At 44.7% G+C, this 17,659-nt stretch carries 15 protein-coding genes; 14 read left to right on the top strand and 1 reads right to left on the bottom strand.

Going from position 1 to position 17,659, the window contains the following annotated elements; all coding sequences use genetic code 11:
- The first annotated feature begins 77 nt into the window (after positions 1 to 77).
- A complete protein-coding gene (locus R7H07_RS05585) occupies positions 78 to 1,076 on the top strand; it encodes a DUF3080 domain-containing protein (RefSeq protein ID WP_042522941.1) in 999 nt (332 codons plus the stop codon).
- 15 nt (positions 1,077 to 1,091) lie between these two features.
- Here R7H07_RS05585 and R7H07_RS05580 read toward each other — a convergent pair whose 3' ends face one another.
- Positions 1,092 to 1,937: a DNA ligase gene (locus R7H07_RS05580; protein ID WP_206959214.1), complete on the bottom strand. Its 846-nt coding sequence runs from the start codon at positions 1,935 to 1,937 to the stop codon at positions 1,092 to 1,094.
- A 420-nt stretch (positions 1,938 to 2,357) separates the two neighbouring features.
- Between R7H07_RS05580 and R7H07_RS05575 the strand changes: the two genes are divergently transcribed.
- The 13 genes from R7H07_RS05575 (at position 2,358) to R7H07_RS05515 (ending at position 17,595) form a co-directional block, all read left to right on the top strand.
- Entirely contained in the window at positions 2,358 to 2,678 is a 321-nt protein-coding gene (locus tag R7H07_RS05575) for an STAS domain-containing protein (protein ID WP_017634929.1), read from the top strand.
- Between the two features lie 26 nt (positions 2,679 to 2,704).
- Positions 2,705 to 3,571 carry an OmpA family protein gene (locus R7H07_RS05570; protein WP_191116135.1) on the top strand — a complete coding sequence of 289 codons (867 nt, stop codon included), beginning with the start codon at positions 2,705 to 2,707 and terminating at the stop codon, positions 3,569 to 3,571.
- On the top strand, positions 3,568 to 5,670 hold the full coding sequence (locus R7H07_RS05565; protein WP_206959213.1) for an SLBB domain-containing protein: 2,103 nt from the start codon (positions 3,568 to 3,570) through the stop codon (positions 5,668 to 5,670). The genes R7H07_RS05570 and R7H07_RS05565 overlap by 4 nt, the downstream gene beginning before the upstream one ends.
- Positions 5,670 to 6,356: an AAA family ATPase gene (locus tag R7H07_RS05560; RefSeq protein WP_005377635.1), complete on the top strand. Its 687-nt coding sequence runs from the start codon at positions 5,670 to 5,672 to the stop codon at positions 6,354 to 6,356. The genes R7H07_RS05565 and R7H07_RS05560 overlap by 1 nt, the downstream gene beginning before the upstream one ends.
- A gap of 11 nt (positions 6,357 to 6,367) precedes the next feature.
- Entirely contained in the window at positions 6,368 to 6,748 is a 381-nt protein-coding gene (locus R7H07_RS05555; protein ID WP_005377636.1) for an Hpt domain-containing protein, read from the top strand.
- A gap of 308 nt (positions 6,749 to 7,056) precedes the next feature.
- The gene (locus tag R7H07_RS05550) at positions 7,057 to 8,583 is read left to right on the top strand and encodes a sigma-54-dependent transcriptional regulator (RefSeq protein WP_158173881.1); all 1,527 of its coding nucleotides are present in this window, start codon (positions 7,057 to 7,059) and stop codon (positions 8,581 to 8,583) included.
- Positions 8,558 to 9,628, top strand: coding sequence for a glycosyltransferase family 4 protein (locus R7H07_RS05545; protein WP_053303084.1), 1,071 nt, complete (start codon positions 8,558 to 8,560; stop codon positions 9,626 to 9,628). Before R7H07_RS05550 ends, R7H07_RS05545 begins: the two co-directional genes overlap by 26 nt.
- Before the next feature lie 144 nt (positions 9,629 to 9,772).
- Positions 9,773 to 10,957, top strand: coding sequence for a glycosyltransferase (locus R7H07_RS05540; protein ID WP_158173880.1), 1,185 nt, complete (start codon positions 9,773 to 9,775; stop codon positions 10,955 to 10,957).
- An 11-nt stretch (positions 10,958 to 10,968) separates the two neighbouring features.
- Positions 10,969 to 12,141: a glycosyltransferase gene (locus tag R7H07_RS05535; RefSeq protein ID WP_017634933.1), complete on the top strand. Its 1,173-nt coding sequence runs from the start codon at positions 10,969 to 10,971 to the stop codon at positions 12,139 to 12,141.
- Positions 12,134 to 13,564, top strand: coding sequence for a lipopolysaccharide biosynthesis protein (locus tag R7H07_RS05530; RefSeq protein ID WP_017820656.1), 1,431 nt, complete (start codon positions 12,134 to 12,136; stop codon positions 13,562 to 13,564). Before R7H07_RS05535 ends, R7H07_RS05530 begins: the two co-directional genes overlap by 8 nt.
- Entirely contained in the window at positions 13,561 to 14,925 is a 1,365-nt protein-coding gene (locus tag R7H07_RS05525; protein ID WP_005377645.1) for an O-antigen ligase family protein, read from the top strand. The genes R7H07_RS05530 and R7H07_RS05525 overlap by 4 nt, the downstream gene beginning before the upstream one ends.
- A gap of 115 nt (positions 14,926 to 15,040) precedes the next feature.
- Entirely contained in the window at positions 15,041 to 16,165 is a 1,125-nt protein-coding gene (locus tag R7H07_RS05520; RefSeq protein WP_158173879.1) for a glycosyltransferase, read from the top strand.
- On the top strand, positions 16,162 to 17,595 hold the full coding sequence (locus tag R7H07_RS05515; RefSeq protein WP_005377649.1) for a GumC family protein: 1,434 nt from the start codon (positions 16,162 to 16,164) through the stop codon (positions 17,593 to 17,595). The genes R7H07_RS05520 and R7H07_RS05515 overlap by 4 nt, the downstream gene beginning before the upstream one ends.
- Positions 17,596 to 17,659 lie beyond the last annotated feature (64 nt).

Below are 17,659 nucleotides of genomic sequence, written 5' to 3'. Positions count from 1 at the left end.
TATACTTATAACAAGATTGCGAAGTGGTTGATTTTGCTCTCTAGACAACGGATACGAAGTTATAAAAAAGGATATTTGTGCGGTCTATTTTATTGTTCTTAATCTTGATTCTTAATGGTTGTGATAACTGGTTCAATCCAGAGAACGCCATGTTTGATAAGTATCATCAACGTGTAGCCAATGTATTGGACGTTCCTGCTATTCCAATAGAATTACAGTCTACGGTAACGATTCCTGCGAAACGCGTTTTGTTCGAGCCATTGCCAAGGCTATCTATTGGCCTGCTAGAGAGCTATCAATTACGACAATGCGGACTCTTTAATTTACTTGCCGAGAAAAACTCACAACTTGGAAAGGTGCAGGATGCCTTTCATGATTTTGATTATCAAACTGCCCTTTTAAGAGTCATAAATCGATGTTTATCCGAATTTCCACTTAGCGATGAAGAACGCGCGACATTGACAGAGCTTTACTCAACCAAGTGGCAACATCTAGACATTCATCTCGACAACTTACTACTCGTAAGTGATGCCATGCAAAAGCAACTAACAGCCTCTGATTGGCTATCTCAAAATACGACGAATGATATTGCACGCATTAACGATGTCTATCGTATTTTCAGCGAAATGTATGATTTACCCCACCGCGCGGTCTCACGTCTACCCGATGTGGAAGTTACTCAATATCAAGAAGAGTTAGAGAAATCTCGTTTACTCGGACGACTTTACTACTCGATGGTAAACACATCCCTTTGGTTAAAAGCAACAACTCAGCTACTTGAGCAGAACCAGAGCAACGTATTGTGCGGGCCGAACAGAGACACCACCCAGTTCCGCTACTTAAGAAATGTCTTTCAATCCATTTACGTTGAAGAAGTGCAACCTTATTTGGCTTATTTAGACAGTACCTATCAACAACTTAATGATGGTGCCACTTTGGTGGAGAACCGTATGCAACTCCATGGTCACCAGTACGGCATCATTGAGGCACATAGGACATTTAGGCAAGAAACCCTAAACCACGTTCAGTTTTGGCAGGGTCTCTTCAAACGATGTGGCGTAACCGTTGGCAACTAGTAAGTGCAGAGCGTTCTATTCCTTCAACCTTTCACGCAAGAATCGAGCAAAACGTGGTTTACCAGTATGTGTAAAACCGTTATATCTAAATGTAATGGTTGAACCAATTTTCGGAGGCTGGCGACGCACTTCATCGGTAAATCCGCTACCGATGTAAAACTCAATGCCATTTGGTGAGCGAACTAACATTGCTCCCATCATACCTAATAAGCGCCCTGTTCCTGGCTTATAACCCACAACTAACGCTTCATCATCTGCGTATCGTTTTAGTTTAAGCAAATCACTACCGCGTCCAGCCTGATAGCGGCTTGATACCTTCCGCAACATCACCCCTTCACCGTCGGATATTGAAATTTTATCCAACTGTGTAAACAGATGAGCTTCATTTTGAATGGCTCGGTGCTCGACATATTTGATATGAGGCTGGTCGACTTCAAGCACTAAGGCTTTGATGTTGTAATAACGCTTCCGATAATCACCAGCGGAATATGGCATATCAAAGATCATAAAGTCGATATGTCGCCAAGCAGACTCTACAGGAGTTTTATCTAATACCGTTTGCTGAACAAGATGGAAGTTACCTCTCCCAGCCCAAAGTTCACCGTCCAACGGATAATCAGGCAAAGGTCCTGTAAACCAATCTGGGGCGTAGATTCGCTTACCATTTCTCGTCACGAGATGTTGCCCAGTCCAATAAGCGCGAACACCATCAAGTTTTTCGCTATACCAATATTCAGACACATCAATGCCATCCTGATAGCTTTGTGCAAGAGAAACTGGTGGTGCGAGAGAAGTATCCGCTTGAGGCTGTGAAGACGCAGCCATAACAGCCAACGCAATTAATGTCATTTTTAATGGCATAAGAAGACCTTGTACAAAAAATCGCCTTTATTGAAACGTAAGTCCTCTCGATGACCTATTTATTACTAGTTATTCTTCGACTCATAACAATCAACATTAGTAATAATTTGCAAAGATAATCATAAACTTTATGACAGGTTTTGCATTTAGTCGTTACACGTTATTCACGTAAGGCGGATGGTTCGTCAATCGAGGTGGAATCTAATTATGATGCCCCCCGCTCTAACGACTTCTTTCGGCTCAACACCTCTTATAAGCAAACCATTTCTGTGTGCGTTTTTGATTCTCAATTTGAGAATCAGTCCTTTCTCAAATTGAACAATATCATTAACAATATTTAACTATTTGATTTTTAATTAATTTCAAATTGGCACGTTACCTGCTCTATATCCAATTAGAAAAACAAACGGAGACAGAGTCATGGAATTACGCAAACTAGAAATCAATCAAGACAAGTTAGCCATTGAGTTTTTTGGTGACTTAGACGCAAGTGGCTGTCGACAAGCACAACATCACATTGATGAAGTAATTCACAACAATCATCACAAAGAAGTCGAAATTAACCTACAGCACGTCCAATTTCTTGATTCTTCAGGGATTGGTGCCATTGTTTACTTATATAAGCGTCTAGTTGAACGTGAAAGAAGCATGAGTATTGAAAACGTATCAGGCCAACCTTTAGAAATCATGAGCTTGCTTCGTATCAACCATGCCATTCCCGTTAACTCAAAAGGACACTAAAAATACCGGTTTAAACGGAGGTTGGCATGGTAAATCTTATACGACGATATGCAGTAAGCGGTCTTGTTGTCGGCATGTTTGGTTGTTCGTCGTTTGACTACCCAGAACACGGGAAAGGTGGCTTGGCGGAAAGCTATCAAGATATCTCGATCGAGAATTATCAGTTTTCCCCAGTGATGCCTGACGAGCCTTTAGGTCCAGAACATGGGTTAAGGTTTGATTGGCAACTGACCAAGTTACATCTAGACGCACTAATCCAAGAGGGCGCGCGCTGGTGTTTTCCTGCGGCAGTTGTTCAGGCCCTTGAAAAACAAAATAGAATTGCGCGCGAGTTAGAAGGTGGGCTTTTACTCGACGCTGTCAACGACCTTGTGATTCAGCGTCGACGCTTAAACCAGCTCGAACAACAACTCGACTACGTACTGAGCCAAACCACTTGCACACCGCCCGATGATATTGAAGCTCTACGTAGCGACCTAAACATAGTCTCGGATATCTATGCACTACTTAATATCGACAACCAGTTTGCTGTCGATTCAGCAGAAATCAACCCGAAGTACATGGGACATTTGGCAGAAGCAGCCTACATTTTACGTGACCACCCCAACCTATCTCTTGTAGTAACGGGGCATGCGGATGCAACTGGAACACCCGATTACAACCAGAAACTTGCTCAAGCGCGTGCGGAACAAGTAAAGCGTTACCTAACCGTATTTGGTATCACTTCAGAGAGAGTCACTACCAAATCTGTCGGAGATAACCTGCCACTCTATGAAGGTGAAACATCCGCCGTGCGTTTAACTAATCGTCGAGTAAGCATCGAGGTTATTAGCCCTAATTCAGATAGCGATAGCTCAATAAACCGCAACCCAACGGCAGGAGGCGCGCTATGAACACGATGAAACCATTTATCCTCTTAATGTTGTTGTGTCTGGTCGCGTGGGTACCTTCTTCCATAGCGGATGAGAGCAATACTGTTAAGGTCGGTGATTTAATACAGATTAACTTACCTGGAGAGGCGTCGTTAAACCAAGGGTTTCAGGTTGATCGTCGTGGACGAATTAATTTACCAGAAGTCGGCCCTGTATTAGTGGCCGGCTACAATGAAAAACAACTCCAAGACGTGATTATCGACAGGCTAAAGACCGTGTATCGTGACGTTAACAACGCTCGAGTTTTTATTAAACAGCAACAGTTGTTAGTGTCCGTTCAAGGCTACGTGGTCAAACCCGGTGAATATACCTTACCTTCTGGGTCCAACATTCAAATGTTTGTGTACGAAGCTGGCGGCCTGCGCGCTGGGGCTCAGCTTGATAAAATGATCGTGAAACGTGGAAATAAAAACATTGAATTTGACTACAAACGCTTCCTTGATACGGGTGACAATAGCCAACTGCCAAAACTAGAATCACTGGATGTCTTATTTGTCCCCGCTTCCCCACTCGTAGGGAATATTGAGCAAGAGTTTGATGCAGCAAAACTCGCGAATTCAGGTGACAGCGCAGATTCCGCTCGTGCAATCAAAGTCTTTGGTGAAGTCAACGCACCTGGCTCGTTCTCATACAAGCCAAACACCACGCTAGTTGATGTCGTAATGCGAGCTGGCGGCGTGACACGATATGCCAGTGTTGAGCAAATTCGCGTGATAACAAACAATAACCCAACCATGTTTAACCTGAAAAAATACCTTGATACTGGAGACCAAAGCCTACTGCCAGAGATCCTGCCAGGTGCCACCATCTTTGTCCCAAAACAGGAAGAAGAAATCAAAGCAGGTGCAAATGTGGTTTACGTGATGGGTGAAGTCGCCCATCCTGGGGCATACGAAGGCAAGCAAGGCGCTAGCTTCATGGATATCCTCGCCAACGCTGGCGGGCCCACTCGCTACGCAGAATCTCGCCAAATTCGCGTTATAAAAGCCGATGGCAAAGTCATCAAATTCGATCTTACCGCGCATACAGAAGGACTATCTTCAACCAGACCACCAAATGTTGGACCGGGAGACGCGATTTTCGTGCCGGAGAAAACCGATTTCAATGAGAAGTCTTGGTTAAAAGTAGCACCTAGTCGAGCGGTCGCAGTGATGGGAGAAGTTGTTCGCCCTGGACGTATCGAGTGGTCAGACGAAATGGATTTGATTGATCTGCTTGCACACGTTGGTGGCCCAACTCGACGAGCTGATACCACCAAAATTGAAGTCGCCAATAACGGTCAAATGACACAATTTGACTTAGACCAATACATTCTGGATGGCTCGCCAACATCAAGCCTACCTCGAGTTTCCGCTGGTACAGTCGTAAGGGTACATGCATTGCCTGACGACCCATCCGATAATAAATCGCAATGGGTAAGCCAAAGCTCTGACGCATCAATATACGTTTTCGGACAGATCAATGCACCTGGGCGCTATCGTTTCACCGAAGATATGCATTTTCTGGATATTTTGTCTGCCGCCGATGGACCGACAATGGATGCAGATATTCACAACATCCGTGTCACACACCGAGGCCTAGGTTATGCCAAAGTGAGTAAATTGAATTTATCGATGTACTTTGAAACAGGCGATGAGTCAATTCTGCCCCACGTTCGTCCTGGTGATACCATTTACATTCCAGAAAAAAACAAAAACTGGTTAGATCGTTCAAAAGAGTCCACGGTACGCGTATTAGGTGAAGTAAGAGACCCAGGGCGGTACGTATTCAATGACAACATGACTGTGCTTGATCTGTTAGCGGAAGCAGGAGGACCAACTGACAATGCCTACCTTGAAAAGATCAGTGTGGTCAATATGTCTTGCTGCCAAGGCCAAGCCCGAACATTTGATTTGGTTAACTTTAGTAAAACAGCCAACATTTATGAGCTGCCAGTCATTCGCGCAGGCGACACGATTTACATTCCCCATAAAGACGAAAGCTTTGTTGAAAAAGCGAGGGCCGGATTAAGAGATATTTTACAAATCACCACAACCATCGTGTTAATAGGAGCGTTGTAATGACTATTCCTGCAACTCACGCTGAGATTGAACAAATTTATCTTCAGAGTGAACAGAAAGGCCACAAAACGATTTGTGTTGTGGGTTGTAAATCTGAAGATGGTGTCACTTCCGTGGCTTCATCTCTTGCAGAGCGCTTGGTTTTAGCAGGCCACAATACTTTGTATGTAGACCTCAACTTATTCAAACCCGCTTATCACACTGTTCACGAATTTGATGATGACGAGAAGGTTGGCCATTTGATCACACGAGAGAATACACATCAAACTTTAGTCGGCCTCCCAGCTCCATCTCTCGCCAGTACTCAGTTAGCGTACCGAGACCCAACAACGCTGAAACAAAACATTGCACAATGGTTAACGCAGTACGAGCGCGTCGTGATAGATACATCACCACTTCTTAGTGTCAACCGAAGCAATATTGCGCCTCAAGTGATTGCTGGCGTATGTGATGCTACTTTGTTAGTAGCGCATTATGGCTCTACGACTGCAACCCAGCTCGAGCAAGCCAAAAAGCTACTCGATGCTAGCGATGCGAACTTGATTGGTTCTGTACTGAACATGAAGCACACTCCAAGCCTGAAAGATGAGTTAATCCGCCAAGTTTCCAAGCTGCGTTTCTTACCAAAAAAGTGGAAAGAAAAACTGTCTCAGCAAATTAAAAAAAGCGAACTGTTTATGTTATAGGGAGCGCTATTATGACGATAAATAATACATTGACTATCGAGCAAGAATTAGTGGATGAGCATATTCTTCAGCAAATGATCAAAGATACGTGCGCCGAAATCATCCCTACCTTGATTGATCACTATGTCGAAGAGTCACGCGATCGCATGGAGAAAATAGAGCAAGCATTAAGCACAAAAGATCTTCAAACATTAGAGTTCGAGGTTCACACACTGGGCAGTTCTGCTCTCGCTCTAGGCAATCGAACGCTTTCAAGACAAGCAAGAATGATTGAGAAGTACTGTGTCGAAGGAAAAATACCAAAAGCATTGGAGCTTTGTGAAACACTTCCTCAACTCGCCAATGAATCGTTTGATGCGTTAGAAAAGCGAAAAGCTCAAGGGTTTGAGTAGTATCAGTGTCTTACTCCCTAGCGAAGCATCGCGTTTGATAAAGCGCGATGCCGACATCATCTCAGAAATTTAGGCTCCAAATTCAGTCACCCTCGCCAAGCCACACACCTTGAAATTATTTGGGTATAACTTAATCAATTAAAAAGTATGGATTTTTCGCAAATTTCCTACCTTGTGCTAATACTTAAATAACGCTTTTCTCAAATTGAGAATTTTCAGCACTAGAGAGCTATAAACCACTCATAATGCCAAATAGTAGTGCTGACAAAAATCATAAAAAATGAAACAAACTACGTTGGGATGGGACTATGAGACCAAGGGTGTTACTGGTAGAGGACTCTACTTCACTAGCCATACTTTATAAGCAGTATGTGAAAGACGAACCTTATGACATTTTTCATGTCGAGACAGGTCGCGACGCGATTCAATTTATTGAAAGAAGCAAACCTCAGCTCATCATTCTCGATTTGAAACTGCCCGACATGTCTGGCGAAGACGTGTTGGATTGGATCAACCAGAATGACATTCCTACGTCCGTTATTATTGCTACGGCACACGGCAGCGTCGACTTAGCCGTTAATCTAATTCAAAAAGGTGCGGAAGATTTCTTAGAAAAGCCCATAAACGCTGATCGCCTAAAAACATCAGTCGCATTGCACCTCAAACGCGCCAAATTGGAAGATTTGGTGGAAAATATTCAGTCCAAGTTTGATCGCCACAACTATCACGGATTCATCGGTTCAAGCCTCCCGATGCAGGCGGTATACAAGACCATTGATGCTGTTGCGCCAACTTCTGCCAGTGTGTTTATTGTGGGAGAAAGCGGCACAGGTAAAGAAGTTTGTGCTGAAGCCGTCCACCGCCAGAGCGACCGTAAAGACAAGCCTTTTATTGCAATTAACTGTGGGGCTATTCCACGAGATTTGATGGAAAGTGAGATTTTTGGTCACGTTAAAGGGGCCTTTACTGGAGCAACAACAGATCGAAAAGGTGCGGCGACGCTGGCACATGGTGGCACGCTTTTTCTTGATGAGCTGTGTGAAATGGAACTAGAGATGCAAAAGAAGTTGCTCCGCTTTCTACAAACGGGCACTTACACCCCTCTTGGTGGCACTCGAGAAATGAAAGTGGATGTGAGAATCATTTGTGCCACTAACCGAGATCCATTAACAGAGGTAGAAGAAGGTCGTTTTCGTGAAGACTTATACTACCGTGTGCACGTTATACCTATCGATATGCCCCCATTACGTGAACGAGGAAGTGACATTGTCACGCTTGCCAAGTACTTCTTGACCACTTACGCCAAACAGGACAAAAAGAAATTCTCAACAATCGACAGCGAAGCTCAACATATCATCAAGCATTACGAATGGCCGGGTAATGTAAGGCAACTACAAAACATCATACGTAACATTGTGGTGCTTAATAACGACGAAAAAGTCACGGTGAACCACCTACCCGCTCAACTTACTAAAAAGTCTAAAGTGACGAAAACAACGACGCCTGCGCATGTTGCTCAAGAGTCAGCAAACATTGCACCAATCACACCACCACCTGGTTATACTGAGGAACCTTCACCTTCTGCGGTCGAACCGTCGATTACCGCAGCGGAGCAGCCTGGTACACCGTCCTCTGCTGCTACCTCACCGTACTTTAACTCTGATGGAACCATTCGCCCTATGTGGCAAGTAGAGCGTGAAGCAATTCAAAACGCAATTGCGTACTGTGATGGCAACGTTCTCAACGCCGCTGTCATGCTGGAGTTAAGCCCATCTACGGTTTACCGAAAAAAACAAGCGTGGGAAGCGGATGAAATTAATCTCGAACAATCTTGATAAACCTGCCATTGGTGAAATTTGGATCTTGCTTGATAGCCGTCTATTCGGCGGCATTGAAAGTCACGTTATCGAGCTAGCTCGGGGATTAATCGCCTTTGGAAACAAAGCTCGAGTTGTGCTAACCACTGAGTATTCGCCAGCCGCTCAGATTGTACAGAAGGCAAAAGAAGTCGCGATCCCTGTGAGTTACTTAAACTATTTGTCTGGCGAGCCCAATAAAGCTTTAAAAATTAAACACCTAACAAGCGCCGTCGCCAATCACCAACCCTCAGTGGTTCACTCCCATGGTTATAAAGCGTCGATTTTGTCGCGCTGCGCCAAACTGCTCACCCGTACGTTTCCTCGTTTGATTTCAACTTATCATGCTGGTGAATCGTCCTCAGGGAAACTATGGCTATACGATTGGCTTGATAGAAGCTCAGGCTGCCTATCCAACCATTGCTTTGCTGTTAGTCCAAGTATTCAGCGCAAAGTTTTTTGTTCTTCAGAACTGCTGAATAACTTTGTTTCGATTCCCAACAGTCAACTCAACTATCAGGAGATCGCTTTTGTCGGCCGATTGAGTCAGGAAAAAGGCGCCGATCAATTTATTGAGGTAGCGAGGCTCTGTCCAACATTACAGTTTAGTGTGTACGGTGATGGCCCGGAAAAAGAGTCGCTTAATCAAGCTGCCCCTCCAAATGTGGCTTTCTTCGGCCATCAAACCGATATGGAAGGTGTTTGGGAAAATATCAGCGTACTTATTATCTCTTCTCGTTATGAGGGTCTTCCAATGGCGGCGCTTGAAGCCATGTCGAGAGGCATTGCCGTGATGAGCTTACGTGTAGGTCGTCTTCCAGATATTATCCAAACGGGTAAAAATGGTTTTATCGTCGAAGACATTCCCTCTCTTGCTAAATGTCTTCATGACTGGATGTCGATTGGTGAAGCGCAACAATCACTCATTCGCCAGAATGCTCGACAAACCATCATTGATGATTTCTCAGCGCAAAGTGTGATTCCCGTATTGCTACAAAAATATCAAATTGAAACGGATCACTAATCCATATTGGTTCTCAATATGAGAATGATGAGTTCCAAACATAAATATCATATAAGATTCAGTCACATAAACTAATGGCATATTTTGGCATCTCTATTGCAGCTCAGCAGTTAACGCAGATTAATGATGAGACAGAGGTGACTTATGACTACGCCAAAACGCATTCTATATGTTCATTATGGTGATAATTGGATTCGCGGCAGTGAAGTGGTGCTTCTGGATCTCATTTCAGGAATCGACCGCAATAAGTTTGAGCCATTCGTATGGTCAAACTGCCAACCATTAATCGATAAGTGCCAATCGCTCGGAATTGAAGCGGAACATTCATCCTTCAATTTGGTGGGTGGTTGGAGCGCTCCACGCTGGGATATTAGCGGGTGGAATAGCCTTATCAAACAAGGCTCAGCTTTGATCGAAAAGCACAGCATCGACTTGGTACACGTCAATAGCGGCGGCCCTTGTCAATGGATGTGTTTGGCTGCTCGCATGAATCATATACCACTTGTCACGCAACTTCATTGCCATTATACATTGCGCGATCGCTTCTCTCTCGGACTTCACCTCTCTCCAAAATTGATTTGCGTTAGCAAAGATGTTGGACGCGAAATTCTTCAGGACGGCTACCCGCAAAACCAACTTCATGTCGTACACAACGGCGTGTCACTTCAAGGCGTGGATACACCCATCGACATTAAAGATCGACTCGGAATCCCATCACAGGCCTTTACCTTTCTGTCGGTGGGTTCGCTGATTAAGCGCAAAGGGTTCGACCGCCTTATTCGCGCAATGCGCATGCACAACTACCACCACCACAACCCTCACCTTGTTATTGTTGGTGACGGCGAAGAAAGAGAAGCATTGCAACAGCTTGCCGCGGATCTTGGTATCCAAGAGCGAGTGCACTTTGTCGGGGAGCAACACAATGCCGGAGAGTGGATGTGTGGTAATGCAGACGCTTTTATTAGCGGCGCCTATGAAGAGGCCTTTGGTCTCGTGCTCGGGGAAGCGGCTTTAGCTCAACTGCCTATCGTGGCTCCTAAAACGGGAGGCATTCCTGAGTTGTTCGAGCATAATCACTCTGCATTGCTGTACCAGAACAGTGGAATGGCGAGCCTGTTAAACGCGATTCAACAAGTCATGCAAGACGCGGCATTAAGAAACAAGCTGGCGGAAAACGCTTACCTACATGCTAGCCAGAACTTAACGACGACTGCATCTATCAACGCTATTGAACGTATTTACGAAGGTGAACTTAATAACAACGCCATTACACCAATGCCAATGACTCACTGCATGAAGCCTCTTTCACGCTGGTTGAGCATCAATTGAGGAGCCCGGTCATGAAACGTGTATTGATGTTCGACGCCATCCCAATGCAAGGTGGATCCAAAATCGCGAATGCAGAGCTCCTTAAGCAGTGCGATAAGCTGAACGTGATTGGTTATCTACTCACTACAAATCCAGAGCATTGGGCGTCACTGCTTAGTGATACACCGCGTGTGCAAGTTATAAAAATAAAACCATCACCATTTAACTCGACTCATGGACTGACCTACTGGTTGATGAACGCTTACTACTTTCTCCAACTTCTCTACGCGTGCATGAAGCTGCCAAAAATAGATAGCTTTTTGGGCCTATCTTGCCCAAGTAATGATATGCCTTTGTACTTACTACGATTAATTAGCAAAAAGCCTGTGGTACAGATGGTTCATGGCCCTATTGGACGATCGAGATCTGCTGGCTACTGCTTAGTAAAAGCATCGGCAATTTACTACTTGGCAAACACCCGCGAATCAATGGTAGAAGCATTACAGGCCTACCTCAAAACAGAGAAGCCAGCCACCGAACGCTATTGGTGTGGTTTGAATACATCTACGTTTGTTAATGGATTATCGAAAGATCGCTGGCCAAAACAAGCGAATCCGATTTCAAGCCGCGTTTTCTGGGCAGCTAGCTTACTAAAATGGAAGAACATCGATCTTTTGCTTGACGCTTTAACACTTGATGAGTCGAAAAAGATCAAATCCACCGTGTGTTACATCAAACCTAACGTGGCAGGTGTGGAATATTCAACACCGGACTTCAACACACAAGGTGTTGAATGGCATGAGTGCCCAAACAACTTAGATGAATTGCGTTCACAGTGTGGTGTGTTTGTTTCCACCAGTATCAACGAACCTTTTGGGTTATCTATTTTGGAGGCTCTCGCTGCAGGTATGTGTGTCGTCATTCCACATGATGATAGTTATTGGGACCGCGTGTTAACTCACGGCCGAAATTGTATTAAATACACGCCTAACAATGTGGCTTCGCTACACAACGCAATTCGCCTTTTGAATGAATCGCCGTGGATGAAAGTAACGATGGGTATCGAAGCACTTAATGTTTCTCAACTATACACAGCCGAACGTTGTTATTTGCCAATCGCCCAGCACCTTGCTGCCGAAATTGCTACCAACAATGATTGCACACTCAAGACACCGCGAGACATCAAAGGATATGATCATGTCTAAAGCAATGACCAACATGACGCTATTTGCTATCGCCTTAGTGATCAATAAAAGCATCAGCCTAATCATGCTGCCTGTATTGCCCCACTTTCTCTCACCAGAACAAATGGGCAAGCTTGAGCTTCTAACAACCTTTGGTGTTGTTACGACCTTGTTTGTCAGTTTCGCTTTGCATGAAGCGCTTTATCGATTCGTCGGCGTTGAAAAGGATCAAAATACGCGCACAAGCCTACTAAACCAGCTGTACTCACTTGCTTTACTCATCGCTGGCGTCGTCGCTCTTAGCTTGCTCACTATCATTTTAATCGCCCCCATTCCCGCGCCTTTTACGCGAGTCGAATTTGCTATTGTTATGTTTGCCATCGTTCTAGAAGGCAGTATTGCAATCGGCACTGCCTGGTTAAGAACACAAGACGACAAAGCAAGAACACTGCTTAACGTCATGGTCACTACCACCATTTTTCAGGTCATTTTTATCGTCGCGGCGCTGTCTGTTCATCCCCATGTTATTTCTGTTTTGTGGGGGGGCTTGTTGGCTGCTATTACTCAATTTGTTTGGCTGCACATCGTTAACCGTTACAATGTCACCCTTCCTAAGCTGACATTGGCAAAACAATACCTAAACTACTGCCTACCAATGATGATGGCCGGTTTAGTAGCATTTTGTCTCAATGGCGCTGAACGCTGGTTCATTGGTGCCAACACTTCTCTTGCGACGTTAGGGATTTACGCGATAGCGGTAAAATTTGCAGTGGGCATGTGTATTTTAGTGCAGCCGTTTGGCATGTGGTGGATGCCACGTCGATTTAACTACTTAGAAGGGCGCAAGAGCACTGAAGCAGTGCGCATCACACACTTAGGTATGATTTACATTACAGGTTTGAGTGTAGTGGTCGGCACATTAGCAATGGTGATGATCACCTACTTACTGCCAGAAACCTATCATGAGGCGGTACTATTCAGCTTATTCTTGCTACCTATCGCCATGTTAAAAGAATGGAGTGAGTTGATTAACATCTCCATTTTGTACAAGCGTCGTACTCGCTGGCTACTGGGTATAAATGTCGTCTCTGCGTGCGTTGCGATTGCTTTGCTGTTTGGCTTATCTTCTCTGGGTATTTATGGGGTGTTCATTGCGCTTTATTACGCACAACTGTGTAAGTTGGGCCTGACTTATGTAGTAGGCCAACAATGTATGACGTTGCCTTTTCACCTCAGTCTGATGGTTTTATTACAGATTATATCCGGTGTGGCACTGTTCCTGCTTCACTCTTCACAATCAATAGGAATCGCCATCGCAATTTGCATTTTGACATGCAGTTTGCTGGCAGGGATAGCCACTCGCTACATGAGTAAAGAGACGCTCAATGCTCTCACTCGATACATAGTGAAACGGCGTGGACAGGTGAAGAGATACTCGTTATGAATGAAACCAAGGTGAGAACAAAACAGTCCATCGCAGCACTGACGATTACAGTCTGTATCGGCCTGCTTTGGATTGTTATGCCTCATCCCATTTTGATTGTTGCGTTGTGTTTCGCACCACTCGCGTTACTGTTTGTTCTCAATCAAACGTTTTGGCTTGTCACACTGTTCGTTATTTTTTCATTCTTTCGTATTCACGAAGCCTTTCCTGTTATCTATAACTTCAAGATCCCATTACTGTTATCATTGGGGGCACTCGCCGCACTCGCTTTTCACCTTCTTATAAGCCGCCAGATTACAGCTTTTTGGCACCCTTCATTAAAGTGGCTGTGTATATTTTGGGGTCTGGTGATCATCGGAATCATATTCGCTTCCAGTCGTGATATCGCAATAACGGTGTTCAAAAACACCTATTGGAAAATCATCATTATGACGTTGGCCATCACCTGGCTTATTACTAAACCTTCACAGCTCGCACAGATGTCAAAAGCAATTATTTTCGCCGGATTATTGATTGGCTTAGTGGCATTACAAAACGCTGCGAATGGCATTGATTTGGTTGAAGGGACGCGCGTGTCGATAGGACGATCCATAGGTTCAGTACTTGGCGATCCTAACGATTTGGCACTAGTGCTGATGTTTCCCCTTGCCTTTACCGTTAGTCAATTGATGGAGAAGCATTCCCCCAAGCATCTCAGGCTCTTTGCCCTTATCACCTGTTTGGTTTTGTTCTTTGCGATCATTGAGACGCAGAGCCGCGGGGGGTTACTAGGTTCACTGTCTGTATTTGCCTACTTTGCTTTTAAACACATCAAAAGCAAAACATTAGTCTTGGTATTAGGCGCTATCGCAGCGATCGTACTCTACGCATTCGCTGGTATTTCAGGACGAGAATCGGGGGGAGCCGCTGAGGATGGTATAGATGCCTCTGCGATGGGGCGACTTTATGCGTGGGAAGCGGCATTTAAAATGGCGCTGCATCACCCGTTGACTGGCGTAGGTCTAGATAACTTCTACTTTAATTACTATTTCTACAGCCCACACTGGGATGGTATCAACCACGCCGTCCATAGCACTTGGTTTGGCGTGTTAGCAGAAACGGGTTTTGTCGGGCTCGCGGTGTTCATTACTTTAATTGTGTCATTGATCCGCACCTCTTTGCATTCCATCTCATTGTTGACACCAAAATCAGATTACACCCTCTCTGTTGGTGCAAACGCCGTGTTAAGTGGGCTTATCGGTACCATCGTATCAGGTACGTTTCTGACTCAAGGTTTCACTTGGCCAATTTACATTCTAGCGGCATTAACAGTTGTCGTTAGCCGAATTGTTCAAAGTGACTGTCAAAATGAGAAATCCTAGTTTCAAACATAAACAAAACCCATAACTCACTGTTTTAAAATGGCTAATTCCTTGGCACGCATTGTGATTACTCACTTAATTAGTAATCAAATAACCAAGACTCAAGGAGAGCCACATGACGGACATCGTAGTATTTGGAGAAGATTTTGGTGGGTTACCCTCTTCCACTCAGCATATTGTCAAGCAACTAGCAGCGAACCATCGAATCCTTTGGGTTAACTCCATTGGCCTTCGTCAACCTAAGCTGGATTCTAAAGACATACAGCGTGCGTTAAACAAACTCACTCGTGTATTTCATAACGTAGGCTCACACAAGCCAACATTGGACTCTGAAACAAACCCAAACATTCACATCATCAACTTGCTCACCATTCCTGCCCCTAGTTCTGCATTAGCAAGAAAAGTGGCCGCTAAGATGATGAAACACCAACTCAATAAACAATTACAAGCTCTTGGTTTTGATAAGCCTGTATTTTGGACGTCGCTCCCGACTGCTGCCGATCTTTGTGCAGAAATGAACCCACGTGGACTGATTTACTATTGTGGCGATGACTTTAGCGCTTTAGCTGGTGTTGACCACGACACGGTGGCCAAGCACGAACGTACTCTTGTTAATGCGGCCAGCGTTATCTTTACGGCAAGCGAAACACTCTCCACCAAATTTCCATCTGGTAAAACCGTCACTTTGCCTCACGGTGTCGACTTTAGTCTGTTTTCTGAGCCAGCACCTAAGGCTGAAGATTTTCCTAATAATGGTCGCAAAGTGCTGGGCTTTTATGGCAGTTTGTCTGAATGGTTAGACTACGACTTAATTGCCCAAGTCGCAGACCAAGCGCCTGACTGGGATCTCGTGTTCATCGGCCCTAACGAGTTCAGTGATAATCCACTTCCACAAAGATGCAACGTATACTACCTGGGCCCGAGAGCGCATCACACTCTGCCACGTTACTCCCAACACTGGGATGCCAGTTGGTTGCCCTTTGTTGATAACGCTCAAGTCAAGGCATGTAATCCGCTTAAACTTCTTGAGTACTTGGCAACAGGAACCCCTGTTATCAGCACACCGTTTCCTGCATTAATGCCCTACAAGCATATGCTACATGTAGTTCAAAATTTAGAAGACGTATGTGCCAGTCTCGATCACTTGATCCCACCCCCAGCAAACTCAAAGCAATATGTTCAACAGCAAAGCTGGGAAGCAAGAGCCAACCAAGTTGAGAAATTAGTGAGGGCGCTATGAACGATTTAAGAGAAAACCTCAGCGTACTGTTACATGGAGCTTGGAGACGTCGCTACATGATCGTTATTCCTATGCTTGTATTGCCTGTGCTGGGTTTCATCGTAAGTAAACTGGTTCCGACGACTTATGTTGCTCATACCAGCATGCTTATTCAAGAGACAGCGAAAATGAACCCGTTCCTTCAAGACCTTGCCGTCTCAACAATGCTTAAAGACCGATTGAGCGCACTCAGTACTCTGCTAAAAAGCCGACACGTTTTGTATTCTGTCGCAAAAGAACAATCGCTGATCAATGACGAGATGAGTGCAAAAGAGCAAGAGTTCATCATAAAAGATCTTGCGTCGCGCCTGTCTGTTCAGCCACTCGGTAAAGACTTCATTCAAATTCAATTGCAAAGTGGTAAATCAGAAGGAATGGAGTCGATGCTGCTGTCTGTCAGAGAGCATTTTGTCGAACAGCTTTTGGCTCCTGAGCGTTCTTCGATTAAAGATTCGAGCCATTTTTTGACTATCCATATCAACAAACGCAGGGAAGAACTAGACAAGGCAGAGCAAGCCTTTGCAGAGTATAAAAATACTTACTCAGACGCGACGCCCGAAATGCAAGCTCAAAGCCTTACTCGCCTTGCTAGCCTCAAACAAACGCTAGCCGAAAAGGAGGCGGAGCTTGCTGGTGTTTCACGAAGTCTAGGCAGTTTGGATCAACAACTATCCAAAACGAACCCGGTTATCGGTAAACTGGAAGAGCAAATCATCGACATTCGTAGTGAACTTACCCTGCTTCGAGCTAAATACACAGAGGCGCATAGTTTAGTGCAAGGTAAGTTGCGAGAATTAAACCGGTTGGAGCAGGAACGCTCGGTACTCTTGAACTCTAAACAACCAGAACTAAACAGTGCTCAACTATGGGATATCGCGAGCAATACCACAGTAAACAGTCTTGGCGAAGCACAGCCTCTACTTGTCTCCCAACTACATCAATTACAAATGATGCGCGGACGTTTTGAAGCACTTACGGAAGAAACCAACAGCTTGCGAGACATGATCCAAGAATTAGAGCGAAATGCGCACCAATTTGGGAGCACAGCAACAGAAATCAACCGCTTAGCTCGTGACGTCGCAGTGAAGAGAGAAATGTATGATGAACTCGTCGAACGCTATGAGATGGCCCAACTAACGGGTTCTTTGGGAGAGTTTGAAGAGAATAAGCGCGTAAAAATCATTGATGAACCGTTCACGCCAACGATTCCAACTAACTTACCTAGTTTTGTATTTGTCATTTTAGGATTTATTGGTGGCGCTGGTTTAGGCATTGGATTAGCGACGATACTAGAGTTAGCCGATAACTCTATCCGCTCTAAAAGAGCATTAGAAAAACACCTTGGTGTTCCTGTCATCACCACTTTACCTAACGTAGTGTACGGAAACTAACCGCCATAAGAACTCATTTACAAGCACTCGGTCGGCGAGTGCTTTTCTTTTACTACTGCCTTAT

This window comes from Vibrio sp. Vb1127 (assembly GCF_033338735.1).
In the GTDB taxonomy this organism is placed as follows: Bacteria; Pseudomonadota; Gammaproteobacteria; order Enterobacterales; family Vibrionaceae; genus Vibrio; species Vibrio alginolyticus.
The sequence above is the reverse complement of the archived record's forward strand: the minus strand, read 5'-3'. Positions and strand labels throughout refer to the sequence as shown.